The following is a 14,236-nucleotide window of genomic DNA, read 5'->3' as shown; positions in this document are numbered from 1 at the left end:
AAGGATGATTCTGTGATTACTGAAGAAACATTAGACATTTTAGATGATATTGAGGATATCTCGGATATGATTGTACAATCTGATATTTATGTCTCATACCGACGAGCTAAAATGCAATTAGATGCTGATGATGAAGCAAGTCTACTTTATCAAGCTTTTCTAAAAGTGAAAGATAAGTATGATGATGTGATGAGATTTGGAAAATATCATCCCGATTACAAAGATATTATGTTAGAAACTCGAAAACGAAAACGTGCTTATGAAATGCTTCCAGTAGTAATGGAGTATAAAGCAAAGGAAGTGGCATTACAAAATTTAATTGACGAAGTGATGTCCAAAATCGCATTTGCTGTTTCTGAGCATGTAAAAATTGAAACAGGTAATCCTTTCTTCCAAACTGGACATGATGGATGTGCATCTGGTGGCACATGTAACTGTTCATTGTAATTAAAAGGCATGATCAAAGCATTAATTAATCAGTAATAACAAAGACTTATGTTTGTTTAATTAATGTTATACAGAAGGTAAATCTATGTAATCAAGAATTTGTTACTTTGAAGGAAGCGGTTGGTATCATTTAGAAGAGAAGTGAAATGGATTAATAAACTATTTCACACCTCTTTTTATCCATTATATTTTTTGAAAGGGTAAGTCTACTGTATATACATTCTATAAAACAAAATGTTAGATTCGCACTCTATCAAAGTCATTTCTATCTTTAACGATGATTATTTATAAAAATATATTTATACCGTGCAAACTATATACAAAGTTAAATAATGATATCGTAAATATCGCATTATTTAGTCAAAGATAAATTAATGTTATAAGACTAAAAATGAATGTACTTTCACTTCAGAAACGCGCGGATAATACGTTAAATACCTAGGACAAGTTGGATGTCCTAGGTATTTTTAGTTAAATTAATCATAAGTAATCATTACGAAACTTATATTTCAATTTATTTTAAAGTTTCTTTAAATTGTTGACCTAAATCTGGGCGATCTGTAACTAAAGTATGAACACCTTTATGATATAAATCTGTCATTAAATCTATACTATTCACACCATAGTAACCGGGTACAATATTATTTAAGTTAAGCCATTGAATGAAACGCTTAGAAGTTAATGAAATTCCTTTATATGCAACTGGCATTTGGAATGTGTCTGCTTGTGGTTTAAATGTGTGACCTAACATGCCGTTAAATTTAATAAAACCTTCAGCAACTTCGCCTTCACTAGCACCGATAGCAATGTCAGCTTGGTTATACTCAGTGAAACGTTGAATTTGTTTTTTATGGAAGCTTGTAACGAGCACTCGATGTTGCGCCCCATGTTTGATGATATTATCGTAAATCACTTTTGGTGCGATACGACCTTCATATGTGTCTGGCGCATCTTTTAAATCCACATTGATATACATATTAGGGTACAATTCAAGCAGTTCCTCGAATGATAAAATCTTAGCTTTATCGTGCCCGCGATAAGGTGTTTGATTATTGATGTCAGTAAAATGATATCCCGCATCTAATCGTTTTAGTTCAGCTAGAGTATGTTCACTCACTTTACCTGAACCATTAGTTGTACGGTCGACAAGTGCATCGTGAAAAACAATGAGTTGTTCATCTTTAGTTAGTCGTACATCTGTTTCAAAGCCATCCAATCCATATTCAACAGCATTATCAAATGCCAACTGTGTTTGCTCTGGTCGCATTGCCATGCCACCTCTATGTGCAAATATGTAAGGTGCTTGTCCTGAGAAGAAAGGTGGAATAGATTTTAATTGTTGCGGTGATTTATTTTTATTTTTTAAAAAGTAAAATAGACTGCTTATAATACCGGCTGTTGCCAACGTACCATTAATAAACCATTTTTTTGAATGAGCCATAATCGAATCCTCCTAGTGATAGTTAGAGTGTGTGTACCCCAACATTATTGTTGGGTACGATGGTTATGATTCCTTTTACTCATTATCATTTTAAGATAGATAAGTTTAAAGTCATAGAGTTTCAATATAACTTTTATCATTTAGGTTAATCCTTAGTCATTTCATTACTTATAAAGTCATGATATGATAACAAATGTATAAATAATGGAGTGAGTAAGAAATGAATATAATTCCTAGAACGAGTTTAATTATTTATTTAAAACATATGAAACATGAGCGACAAATTAGAAAATATGGACACATCGTGCACTCAAACCGTCAACGAAAATATGTTGTGATGTATATAAATGAAGCAGATGCTGACAATATTGTTCATAAACTTATGCAACTCAAGTACGTTCACGACATTCAAGGTTCCCCATATAAATATTTGAAAAAAACATATGAAAAAGAAAAACATGAAATACAATAGAGTATCAATTTATTGCAAAGGTGGTATCCATCTTTGAAGACGCAAAACACTGATAAGGTAGTTAAAATATAATTCTAAGTCTGGATATACATCAGGAGGTTGTACGTCGATACCTACAACTGGTATGTCATAATTTTCTGCAGCTGAATTAATCATATTGAATTTTTTGTTGCCCTCTGGATAGGGATATTTTAAGGCATTTGTCATGATATACATAGCCTGGAAATGTTTTTCAGCAGTAGGGTTCATTATTATTGCAACGGACGATAATTGTTTCTCAGAATGAGGTGTATGGAAATACACAATACGATTGATTCGCTTATGATTATATTCTATAAGAGTTGTAAATTCGAATAAATCGGTTAAACCTTCACCAATTTTAATAAATGATTGTTTCATAAATAAATCAAACTCCTTTATCTTCAAATTATATTAAATAAATGAATGAAATGGAAGTGTGAGTCAATGCGTGTAATTGCGGGTAAGCATAAAAGTAAAGCGCTAGAAAGTTTAGAGGGGCGAAATACTCGTCCAACTATGGATAAAGTTAAAGAAGGTATTTTTAATAGTTTATATGATGTTTCTGGTTTAGGATTAGACTTATTTGCCGGTAGTGGTGCACTTGGCATTGAAGCATTATCCCGTGGTATGGATAAAATGATTTTTGTAGATCAAAATTTTAAAGCGGTCAAGGTTATAAAAGCTAATCTTAATCAATTAGATTTAATGTCACAAGCTGAAGTCTATAAAAATAATGCTGACAGAGCACTTAAAGCACTTGCTAAACGAGAAATACAATTCGATGTTATCTTTTTAGACCCACCTTATAATAAAGGGCTTATAAATGAGGCGATTTCTCGTATAGCAGAGTTTAACTTATTAAAAGAAAATGGTATTATCGTTTGTGAGTTTAGTCATAATGAAGAAATAACAATTGCGCCATTTCAAATGATTAAGCGTTATCATTATGGTTTGACAGATACTTTGTTACTTGAAAAAGGAGAATAATATGAGTAAGACAAGAGCAGTTATTCCCGGTAGTTTTGATCCAATTACATATGGTCACTTAGATATCATTGAAAGAAGCGCCGACCGCTTTGATGAAATCCATGTTTGTGTACTAAAAAATAGTAGTAAAGGTGGAACGTTTGACTCAGAAGAACGCATGACGTTGATTGAAGAGTCGGTTAAACATTTGCCTAATATACAAGTGCATCATTTTAATGGATTGCTTGTTGATTTTTGTGATCAAGTAGGTGCAAAGACAATTATTCGAGGTTTAAGAGCTGTAAGTGACTTTGAATATGAACTACGACTTACTTCTATGAACAAAAAGTTAAATAGTAATATTGAAACAATGTACATGATGACAAGTGCAAACTATTCATTTATAAGTTCAAGTATTGTTAAAGAAGTAGCTGCATATCAAGCGGACATTTCACCTTTTGTACCACCTCATGTCGAAAGAGCATTAAAAAAGAAATTTAATGTCTAAGGCAACTGTACATATAGAGGTGTATAACAGTCATTTAGTTCTATATATGAAATAGGCTGCCACCTCTTAATCATCCAGTCAAAAAATCCCTCAATAGGGTATCTAATTGTAAGATACTCTATTGAGGGATTTTAGTCATAATGAACAACAAAATTACAATAAAGATGTTATAGTTTTTGTTCATAATGATTACAGCAAGATATAGATAATATGAAGCGATACACCCATAAGAGCAGAGTCTTTTATTATAAAGTTGATAGAAAGGTGACTCTTTATACGAAATATGACAAAAAAGTTCAGGTCAGTGAAAGAATAACGTTGACTACAATGGGATTAAACTACAATTTATGTTTTGTATCTAACACTATGATTGAGCTGTAAGATTTCGGGTCTTTTATAACATTTAAATGCGTACTAAAGGTGTGTTAAAGTCTGTCTGTGATTGATTACTTAATAGATTATATACATGAGTCGCTTTAATTTCATTTTTAAAATAGTGTGCAGTCTTTTGATTTACATTAGTAATGTAGTGACGATTTGGATAATTAGCTTTTAAATATTTTAAATATGAGCGTCCTTTTTCACTCATTCCTAAAACTCTAACAGCGTTAATTTCCTTGTTAACATCATCTTTTGTTATATTTAATAACACATTCATTAATACACGTTGAATATATGTCTGCGTATAACGTTTTGTATTAAGGTTTGATAATAGAGACTCAAAGGAATCGCTTCGATGAATCATTGTTTGCAAGCGATTTTCAAACCCCTCATTTATTGTGTAAATAGAATGAAGGCTCTCTTTTGGTTGTGTAATTAATTGGTGTTTGATAAAAGGAAATGTATCCTCAACCGTAGTATGAGGTTTACAATATAAAGATTGTATTTGATTTGGGACCACATTTTTCCAGTCTACATTATCATTCATTAGCGAACGCCTAATAGATGTTCCACTTGCAAAATGATGGTGATCAATTACTTTTTGATGATGAAGTGAACCTTCTCTTTTAATAGTCAATGCTGACATGTGAGGCGCAAATTGCTGCATTGCTTTAAGGTAGCTTATTCCTAAAATATTGTTTGGAGATTGTAAAAGTGTGTCGTTATGTGTTAACTCACTTAAGATTCGTGGATAGCTTTTACCTTGTTTTAATTTCTCTTTAAAATCTGGATGTTTTTCATAGTCAATCATTTGTGTTGCAAGATATTGTAAATCTTTTAAGGATGCACTTTCACTGCCAAAAGATATAATATCTATATCGAGATACTGAGCTGTTTTAATAGCTATTTCCGCAAAGGTATCACTAGAAGATAGGCTACCTATCAATGGTAGCTCAACGACCAAATCTACAGCGGATAAAGCCATTTCAGTGCGTTTAAATTTATGGTAGATTGCTGGTTCTCCACGCATCACAAAATTGCCACTCATAATAGCAATAGTTACATTAGTTTCAGAGCGTTGTTTTGACAATGTAGCGTGAAATAAGTGCCCGTTATGAAAAGGATTATATTCAGTTATCAGTCCAACACTTTTCATTTGCATTTCTCCTTTTCAGTATTCATCATTAGTATTGTAACAGAACGAGGTATGTTAAGAAAAAATCTTGACAACTTTTGTTTAGAAAGTTAAAATAAATTTTGTGCTTGTTAGAGGTGAAGCCATATGAAATGGTCAATAACACAATTGAGAAAATATCAAGGTAAGCCATTTGAATTTAATCAAACGGTTAATTTTGAGCATTTAAGAGAATCATTAGATTTAATTGATCTTTCAGATATCAATGTTGAAGGACAGTTGACAGTCAAATCAAATGAAGTGATTGCAGACATGCATGTTACTGGAACTTACACGATGCCTTGTGCTCGTACTTTAGTACCAGTTGATGTGCCTCTTGATGTATCTACTTCAGAAGTATTTGATTTAGAAGGCTATGATGGTTATACCGATAGTGACGATCAAGAAGATGAGCATTATCATCTTGTAACTGACGGTATGATTAATATTAAAGACATTGCTGAAGAACTTGTAATTATTGAAAAACCTATGCGTGCTTATTCTGAACATAGTGATCAAATGTTAACAGAAGGCAATGGTTGGGAAGTCATTGATGAAGATCAATTGACTGAAGTTCAAAAAGAGCAAGATAGTGATTCTGAACAAAGAAAAGTTGATCCAAGGCTTCAAAAATTACAACAATTATACGATAAAGATCAATAGCAGTTGAATTAATGATATAATAGTTATTAATTGAGCTGACATTTTGAATTAAGTGTCTATTCTAAGGAGGATTAATCATGGCAGTACCAAAAAGAAGAACGTCTAAAACAAGAAAAAATAAACGCCGTACACATTTTAAAATTTCAGTACCTGGTATGACTGAATGCCCTAACTGTGGCGAATACAAATTATCTCACCGCGTATGTAAAAACTGTGGTTCATACAATGGTGAAGAAGTAGTTTCTAAATAATAGAACACAAGAAATAAATCCAACAATCTCATGTGAGGTTGTTGGATTTTTTGTTTTGAACTAGAGTAGCTAGAATAATTTTTTTATAGGAATTTAGTGCAATAATAAAGTATTTATCTTGTCTTACCAATACAATGCATGCCTATATTTTAGGAATCTCTTTTTTGAGTATATATAATAAAATTAAGCTAATTTAAATGTGTCTCTTAAAATTTATAGAAATTTAGTTAATTTTGAAGCAGAATATTGATTTATGTGTGACCGAATGTAAAAAATATTTAACAATTGAATAGAGCAATTTAATACTTTATATTATGAATAATCAACCTTGTCACCGAGCATGTTCTCGTTTTGTCTTATTCAGTTTATTCGTCTTTTGTAGTTATTCAATATTTAATATTGTGATAAATTAATTTTTAAGAAATTAAAAAATCGAGTAAATCACAATATCGATTTACTCGTTTTAAAGATGTTAAGTATTATTTAGATTCTTTTCTTTGTCGTCTTAGTAATAAAAGTGAAGATATTAAAGCGATAGAACCAAATACTGTAGTTGTATAATCATATTCATTACTTAGTCCTGTTTCAGGTAATTCAGTATCATTTTTAACATCTGTTTTTGTTTCATCATCATTAGTATTTACTTTAGCATCTTTATCTGTACCGCCTGTATTACCTTGTTCAGCATTTTGGTTATTTTGTTCAGTATTGCCTTGTTGCGTATTTTGATCACCAGTGGCACCTTGAGTACCAGTAGCAGTCTGATCTGGATTAGGTTTTACTTGAGTACCTTGACCTGTATGATCCCCGTCTTGACCATTAGTTGGTGTATTATTTTGATCTGGATTAGGGGTTGCTTCAGTATCTTGATTTGGAGCAGATCCAGGTTTAACCGTAGCACCTAACTGACCACTTTGATTAGGATTAGAACCCTCTTGCCCAGTATTACCTTGTTCAGCATTTTGATTGTTTTGTTCAGTATTTCCTTGTTGTGTATTTTGATTATCAGTACCAGCTGGAGTACCAGTTGTCGTTTGATCGTTATTAGGTTTTACTTGAGTACCTTGACCTGTTTGATTCGCGTCTTGCCCAGTAGTTGGGTTATTATTTTGATCTGGATTAGGTTTTACCTCAGTATCTTGATTTGGAGCAGATCCAGGTTTAACCGTAGCACCTAACTGACCACTTTGATTAGGATTAGAACCCTCTTGCCCAGTATTACCTTGTTCAGCATTTTGGTTATTTTGTTCAGTATTACCTTGTTCAGCATTTTGATCACCAGTGGCACCTTGAGTACCAGTAGCAGTCTGATCTGTATTAGGTTTAACTTCAGCGTCTTGGTTAGGTGTAGTACCAGGTTTAACCGTAGCACCGGCTTGATCAGTTGTACCAGGTGCTGATGGTTCAGCATTTTGGTTATTTTGTTCAGTATTACCTTGTTCAGCATTTTGATTACCAGTGGCACCTTGAGTACCAGTTGCCGTTTGATCGTTATTAGGTTTTACTTGAGTACCTTGACCTGTTTGATTCCCGTCTTGACCATTAGTTGGTGTATTATTTTGATCTGGATTAGGTTTAACTTCAGCGTCTTGATTAGGTGTAGTACTAGGTTTAACTTCAGCGTCTTGATTAGGTGTAGTACTAGGTTTAACCGTAGCACCGGATTGATCAGTTGTTCCAGGTGCTGATGGTTGAGCATTTTGGTTATTTTGTTCAGTATTGCCTTGTTGCGTATTTTGATTATCAGTACCAGCTGGAGTACCAGTAGCAGTCTGATCTGTATTAGGTTTTACTTGTGTGTCTTGATTAGTATTCCCAGGTGCAGTTGTACCAGGTTCAGTGGCAGTTGGATTGTTTTCTTCAGGTTTCGGAGACACTTCTCCAGGTTTACTAGCTCCGTTAATCTCTTCATTACCTTGTCCTGGTGTTACTGTTGCATTAGGTTGTCCAGTTTGTTCTCCATTAGTATTTGGCGTACCAGTCGCAGCTGGGTCATTATTAGGTTTTAATTGAGTACCATCATTAGGCGTGTTCTCAGTATTACCTGTTTGACCACTTGGTTTTTGATTTCCAGTTTCATTAGTTGTTGCTGTAGTACCTTGGTTACTTGTAGGTTTAATTTGTGTACCTTGATCGTCTGCTTTGTTTGGCTCACCGGTAGGCGTAGAATCACCGGATGGTTTTACTTGTCCAGCTTGTGTTGCTGTAGTACCTCCTGTTTGCGGTGAAGGTTGAGCGTGATTTTCATCAGCATTATTAGGCGCTGGCGCAGTTTCTGCACTGGCACCTTCAGGTTTCGTTGCAGCAGGCTTACCACCAGCTTGCTCACCAGTAGTTACAGCAGGTTGGCCTTCTGTATTATGAGTACCAGCATCAGCTTGAGGTGTATCATGACCTTGGCTAGAAGCATCATTACCAGGTTGGGCTACTGAAGTACCTTGAGGTCCATTGGATTGCGCGGCATCTTGACCAGTTGTTGACGTAGCTGGTTTACCACCATTTTGTTCCCCATTAGTACCTGCTGAAGTTACTGCAGTATCTTGATTATGACTTTCACCACCGGCTTGTGGTGTGTTCTCAGCGCCAGGAGTACCAGCCCCAACTTGAGGTGCATTATTTTCTTGATTAGCCGGATGTGTTACTGCAGCATTTTGGTCACCAGCATGATTTTCATTTGGTGCATCTTGACCTGTAGCACCAGGTTGACTTGCTGTATTGTGCGTATCCGCGCCTGCTTGTGGTCCTTCTTGTCCTTGATCTGCTCTAGCAGGCTGTCCACCTGTGTCAACTGTACCAGTAGTTACTCTTTCGAATTCTTCAGCATGAGCTTGTGTTTGTCCGAAAAATAAGAATGATCCTACGATAATCGAAGCAGTGCCCACTGTGAATTTTCTAATTGCGTAATGATTTTTTCTAGTAGGGAAATCTTTTGAAAATTTACTAGATTTTTTCATAATGTAATCTCTCCTTTGAATGTAGTTGTCTCAGTTGCGTTTGAGATTTTTGAAACTAGATTGAAATAAATCTATCTAAGTTTGTATTAGATGTCAATATATTAACATATTTTTCTAACTTCAAACAACTATATAAAATAATTATTGAATATTTTTTCTGTTTTCAAAACAATCATCATACGTGTTAAAATTAAAATCGCTTAAATGAAAGAACTACAAAATTGATTGATTTTCAAGGGACATATCAATTTTAAAGAATACATTATTATTGACTTTGAAAATGATACATATTCACTTACAATAGAATTATAAACTTTTGAAGATGGAGACATATTTTAATGGAACAAATTACTTCTGCTCAAAATAGTAAAATAAAAAATGCGAATAAATTAAAAAAGAAACGTGAAAGAGATAAAACAGGTCTTGCTTTAATAGAGGGGATTCATCTCATAGAAGAAGCTTATCAAAGTCAAATTGAAGTAATACAATTGTTTATCGTTGATCCCGATAGAATGTCATCTTCAATAGTTGATTATGCGAAAGAAGTGTATCAAATTAATCTAAAAGTTGCTGAAGCACTTTCTGGAACTGTTACACCGCAAGGTTTCTTTGCCATTATAAAAAAACCAACTTATGATAAGACACAAGCCAAACAAGTGTTATTAATTGACCGTATTCAAGATCCTGGTAATCTAGGAACTTTAATTAGGACAGCTGATGCTGCTGGATTAGATTTGATAGTTATGGAGAAGGGGACGGCTGACCCTTTTCAAGATAAGGTGATACGTGCTAGTCAAGGAAGTATTTTTCATATACCAGTCATTTTTGATGACATCTATAATTATATTCATCAATTTAATGGTCCAGTGTATGGTACGGCACTTGAAAACGCAGTGAGCTTCAATGATGTTGAAGCACAAGCCAATTTTGCGCTTGTATTAGGTAATGAAGGAGAGGGTGTCAACCCAGATTTATTAAAAGAAACAACGCAAAATCTTACTATTCCTATTTATGGCAAAGCTGAGAGTTTAAATGTAGCTATTGCTGGAAGTATCTTAATGTATCAGCTGAAAGGTTGACCTTTGATGTTATCATCGACTATAATAATGAATGAAATTTCAAAATTACTATCGCTTTAACATATTAATAATAACCTATAAAAAGACATAAATTATTTAGAAAGTTGAAAAGGGAGAATGATCGAGACTGAAAGTCATTCCAACTTGTAATAATTTTTTCATCTTTTTGGTAACTTAAAGAAATTTAAGTCGGAATAGTCATTCCGTTATCAATAGATTTACAAGTGTATGCGCATGCATAAATTTGGGTGGTACCACGGAAAGCTTTCGTCCCTTTTGAACAGGGGATGAAAGCTTTTTTGTTATTAACAAGTGGCGGTATTGATTTGTAAATAATTGAAGGGACTATATAAGGAGGAATTCAGTCATGACTCAAAATGATCTAATGTCTGAGTTGAAGCAACAAGCTTTAGTTGATATTAATGAAGCAAATGATGCGCAAGCGTTACAAGAAGTAAAGGTGAAATATTTAGGTAAAAAAGGTTCTGTTAGCGCCTTAATGAAAAATATGAAAGATTTACCTAATGAAGAAAAACCAGCGTACGGTCAAAAGGTAAATGAATTAAGACAAACTATTCAGAGTGAATTAGATGAAAGACAAAAGCTAATCAAAGAAGAGAAATTAAATCAACAGCTTTCTGAAGAAACAATTGATGTCACATTGCCAAGTCGTCATATTGAAATAGGATCAAAGCATCCTTTAACACGTACAGTTGAAGAGATTGAAGACTTGTTCTTAGGGTTAGGTTATGAAATTGTTGATGGTTATGAAGTTGAACAAGATTACTATAATTTTGAAGCTTTAAATTTACCTAAATCGCATCCAGCACGTGATATGCAAGATAGCTTTTATATCACAGAAGAAATTTTAATGCGTACACATACTTCACCAGTACAAGCACGTACTATGGAAAAACGTAAAGGACAAGGACCAGTCAAAATTATTTGTCCTGGTAAAGTTTATCGACGTGACTCAGATGATGCAACGCATAGCCACCAATTTACACAAATTGAAGGTTTAGTAGTTGATAAAAATATTAAAATGAGCGATTTAAAAGGGACTTTAGAGTTAGTTGCCAAAAAATTATTCGGTGCAGATCGTGAGATTCGTTTACGCCCAAGTTATTTCCCGTTTACTGAACCATCAGTTGAAGTAGATGTATCATGTTTCAAATGTAAAGGACAGGGTTGTAATGTTTGTAAACACACAGGTTGGATTGAAATTTTAGGAGCAGGCATGGTTCACCCAAATGTATTAGAAATGGCCGGATTCGATTCTAAGGAATATTCTGGCTTCGCATTTGGTATGGGACCAGATCGAATTGCAATGTTAAAGTATGGTATTGAAGATATTCGTCACTTTTATACCAATGATGTCCGTTTCTTAGATCAATTTAAAGCTGTAGAAGATAGAGGTGAACAATAATGTTAATTTCAAACGAATGGCTAAAAGATTATGTGAATGTTGACCAGTCAGTTCAAGCGTTAGCAGAGAGAATTACAAGAACTGGAATTGAAGTCGATGATATTATTGACTATACAAAAGATATAAAAAAATTAGTAGTTGGACATGTCTTGTCGAAGACGCCACATCCCAATGCTGATAAATTAAATATTTGTCAAGTAGACTTAGGTGAAGAAGAACCAGTTCAAATTGTTTGTGGTGCACCAAATGTAGATGAAGGGCAACATGTGATTGTTGCTAAAGTTGGTGGTCGTTTACCTGGTGGAGTTAAAATTAAACGTGCCAAATTACGTGGCGAACGCTCTGAAGGTATGATTTGCTCATTACAAGAAATAGGTATTTCAAGTCATGTAACTCCTAAAAATTATGAATCAGGTATATATGTATTTCCAGAAGCAGTAAAACCTGGAACAGATGCGCTAGAAGCACTATATCTTAATGACCAAGTGATGGAATTTGATTTAACACCTAATCGTGCTGATGCATTAAGTATGATAGGTACTGCGTATGAAGTCGCAGCTTTATATCAAACTAAAATGAATAAACCTCAGTTAACAAGCAATGAAAGTCAAGAGTCTGCTAAAGATGAACTAACAATAGAAGTTAAAAACGAAGATAAAGTACCTTACTATAGTGCACGTGTTGTTCATGACGTGACTATTGGTCCTTCTCCAGTATGGATGCAGTTCCGATTAATTAAAGCGGGAATACGTCCAATTAATAATGTGGTAGATATTTCCAATTATGTACTTTTAGAATATGGCCAACCTCTACACATGTTTGATCAAGAGCAAATTGGTTCGCAATCTATTGAAGTTAGACAGGCTAAAAAAGATGAGACAATGAGAACTTTAGATGGTGAAGAACGTCGATTGTTAGATACTGACATTGTCATTACAAATGGGAAAGACCCTATAGCATTAGGAGGTGTTATGGGAGGAGATTTCTCTGAAGTCACTGAACAAACACGACATGTTGTAGTAGAAGGGGCTATCTTTGATCCTGTATCTATTCGACATACATCACGCCGTTTAAATTTAAGAAGCGAATCATCGAGTCGATTTGAAAAGGGGATTGCAACTGAATTCGTCGATGAAGCTGTAGACAGAGCTTGTTATTTACTTGAAACATATGCTTCAGCAACAGTTTTAAAAGATCGAATTTCATATGGAGATTTAGGATCATTTGTGACTCCAATAAAAATCACTGCTGACAAAGTTAACCGTACAATTGGTTTTAATTTAACTGATGAAGAAATCATTGATATTTTTGAGCAATTAGGATTTAAAACTGAAAATAAAAATGGTGACATTATCGTGAATGTTCCATCAAGACGTAAAGATATTTCTATTAAAGAAGATTTAATAGAAGAAGTAGCGCGTATATATGGATACGATGACATACCATCAACGCTACCTGTATTTAAAGATGTTACAAGTGGAGAACTAACAGATCGACAGTTTAAAACGCGTACTGTTAAAGAAACACTTGAGGGCGCTGGGCTAGACCAAGCTATTACTTATTCATTGGTATCAAAAAATCATGCTACAGATTTTGCATTACAAAATCGTTCTACAATTGAATTACTTATGCCTATGAGTGAAGCACATTCCACATTACGTCAAAGTTTATTGCCGCATTTAATTGATGCAGTATCATACAATGTTGCTCGTAAAAATACAAATGTTAAGTTATATGAAATCGGACGTGTCTTCTTTGGTAACGGTGAAGGTGAGTTACCAGATGAAGTAGAATACTTGAGCGGTATATTAACTGGAGACTTTGTTAATAACAAATGGCAAGGCAAGAAAGAGCCCGTTGATTTCTATTTAACTAAGGGTATTGTTGAACGTGTTGCTGAAAAGCTTAATCTTCAATTCGATTTTAGAGCTGGTCAAATAGATGGGTTACATCCAGGAAGAACAGCAATTGTGTCACTTAATGGTAAAGATATTGGCTTCATAGGTGAGCTACACCCTACGTTGGCTGCTAACAATGATTTAAAGCGCACGTATGTATTTGAACTTAATTATGATGCAATGATGGAAGTTTCTGTAGGATATATTAATTATGAGCCTATACCTAGATTTCCAGGTGTAACACGTGATATTGCATTAGAAGTTAATCATGAAGTTACTTCTTCTGAATTGTTATCCATTATTCATGAGAATGGTGAAGATATTTTAAATGATACACTCGTATTTGATGTATACGAGGGTGAACATTTAGAAAAAGGGAAAAAATCTATTGCAATTAGACTTAGTTATCTAGATACAGAAAACACACTTACCGATGAACGTGTAAATGCTGTGCATGATAAAATTTTAGAAGCACTTAAAAAGCATGGTGCTATTATTAGATAATTATCATAAAGGACTTACGCATTAGTAATAAATACTAGTGCGTAAGTCCTT

The 14,236-nt window shown here is 34.0% G+C and carries 13 protein-coding genes; 9 read left to right on the top strand and 4 right to left on the bottom strand.

Translation table 11 applies throughout. The features are described 5' to 3' along the window. Positions 1–12: 12 nt before the first annotated feature. Positions 13–447 (top strand): YlbF family regulator, encoded by a 435-nt coding sequence (locus tag NST35_RS08305; protein ID WP_001830091.1) that lies wholly within the window; start codon positions 13–15, stop codon positions 445–447. A gap of 514 nt (positions 448–961) precedes the next feature. Here NST35_RS08305 and NST35_RS08300 read toward each other — a convergent pair. Beyond that, positions 962–1,888: a glycerophosphodiester phosphodiesterase gene (locus NST35_RS08300; protein ID WP_001830132.1), complete on the bottom strand. Its 927-nt coding sequence runs from the start codon at positions 1,886–1,888 to the stop codon at positions 962–964. 220 nt (positions 1,889–2,108) lie between these two features. On the opposite strand from NST35_RS08300, the gene NST35_RS08295 reads away from it, so the two are divergent. Further along, positions 2,109–2,360, top strand: a complete 252-nt coding sequence (locus NST35_RS08295; protein ID WP_002439362.1) for a DUF2129 domain-containing protein — start codon at positions 2,109–2,111, stop codon at positions 2,358–2,360. Between the two features lie 9 nt (positions 2,361–2,369). On the opposite strand, the gene NST35_RS08290 is transcribed toward NST35_RS08295, so the two are convergent. Continuing rightward, the gene (locus NST35_RS08290; protein WP_001830114.1) at positions 2,370–2,759 is read right to left on the bottom strand and encodes a DUF7147 family protein; all 390 of its coding nucleotides are present in this window, start codon (positions 2,757–2,759) and stop codon (positions 2,370–2,372) included. Between the two features lie 66 nt (positions 2,760–2,825). Between NST35_RS08290 and rsmD the strand changes: the two genes are divergently transcribed. Next, positions 2,826–3,368, top strand: coding sequence for a 16S rRNA (guanine(966)-N(2))-methyltransferase RsmD (rsmD, locus tag NST35_RS08285; RefSeq protein WP_001830140.1), 543 nt, complete (start codon positions 2,826–2,828; stop codon positions 3,366–3,368). Position 3,369: 1 nt separating this feature from the next. Continuing rightward, a complete protein-coding gene (coaD, locus tag NST35_RS08280; RefSeq protein ID WP_001830072.1) occupies positions 3,370–3,855 on the top strand; it encodes a pantetheine-phosphate adenylyltransferase in 486 nt (161 codons plus the stop codon). Between the two features lie 403 nt (positions 3,856–4,258). On the opposite strand, the gene NST35_RS08275 is transcribed toward coaD, so the two are convergent. Then, a complete protein-coding gene (locus NST35_RS08275) occupies positions 4,259–5,392 on the bottom strand; it encodes a nucleotidyltransferase (protein ID WP_002486281.1) in 1,134 nt (377 codons plus the stop codon). Between the two features lie 126 nt (positions 5,393–5,518). Between NST35_RS08275 and NST35_RS08270 the strand changes: the two genes are divergently transcribed. Then, positions 5,519–6,073 carry a YceD family protein gene (locus tag NST35_RS08270; protein WP_001830128.1) on the top strand — a complete coding sequence of 185 codons (555 nt, stop codon included), beginning with the start codon at positions 5,519–5,521 and terminating at the stop codon, positions 6,071–6,073. A 77-nt stretch (positions 6,074–6,150) separates the two neighbouring features. Further along, on the top strand, positions 6,151–6,324 hold the full coding sequence (gene rpmF / locus NST35_RS08265) for a 50S ribosomal protein L32 (protein WP_001830121.1): 174 nt from the start codon (positions 6,151–6,153) through the stop codon (positions 6,322–6,324). Between the two features lie 479 nt (positions 6,325–6,803). Here rpmF and NST35_RS08260 read toward each other — a convergent pair whose 3' ends face one another. Next, positions 6,804–9,278: a YSIRK-type signal peptide-containing protein gene (locus tag NST35_RS08260; RefSeq protein WP_002486270.1), complete on the bottom strand. Its 2,475-nt coding sequence runs from the start codon at positions 9,276–9,278 to the stop codon at positions 6,804–6,806. Positions 9,279–9,616: 338 nt separating this feature from the next. Here NST35_RS08260 and NST35_RS08255 point away from each other — a divergent pair, with 338 nt between their 5' ends. The 3 genes from NST35_RS08255 (at position 9,617) to pheT (ending at position 14,185) form a co-directional block, all read left to right on the top strand. Continuing rightward, positions 9,617–10,357: a TrmH family RNA methyltransferase gene (locus tag NST35_RS08255; RefSeq protein WP_002446203.1), complete on the top strand. Its 741-nt coding sequence runs from the start codon at positions 9,617–9,619 to the stop codon at positions 10,355–10,357. Positions 10,358–10,724: 367 nt separating this feature from the next. Continuing rightward, a complete protein-coding gene (gene pheS, locus NST35_RS08250; protein ID WP_002446204.1) occupies positions 10,725–11,783 on the top strand; it encodes a phenylalanine--tRNA ligase subunit alpha in 1,059 nt (352 codons plus the stop codon). Then, on the top strand, positions 11,783–14,185 hold the full coding sequence (gene pheT / locus NST35_RS08245) for a phenylalanine--tRNA ligase subunit beta (RefSeq protein WP_002446205.1): 2,403 nt from the start codon (positions 11,783–11,785) through the stop codon (positions 14,183–14,185). The genes pheS and pheT overlap by 1 nt, the downstream gene beginning before the upstream one ends. Positions 14,186–14,236 lie beyond the last annotated feature (51 nt).

It is taken from the genome of Staphylococcus sp. FSL W8-0304, from assembly GCF_038006565.1.
Taxonomy (GTDB): Bacteria; Bacillota; Bacilli; order Staphylococcales; family Staphylococcaceae; genus Staphylococcus; species Staphylococcus epidermidis.
This window is presented reverse-complemented; position numbering and strand designations above follow the sequence as displayed.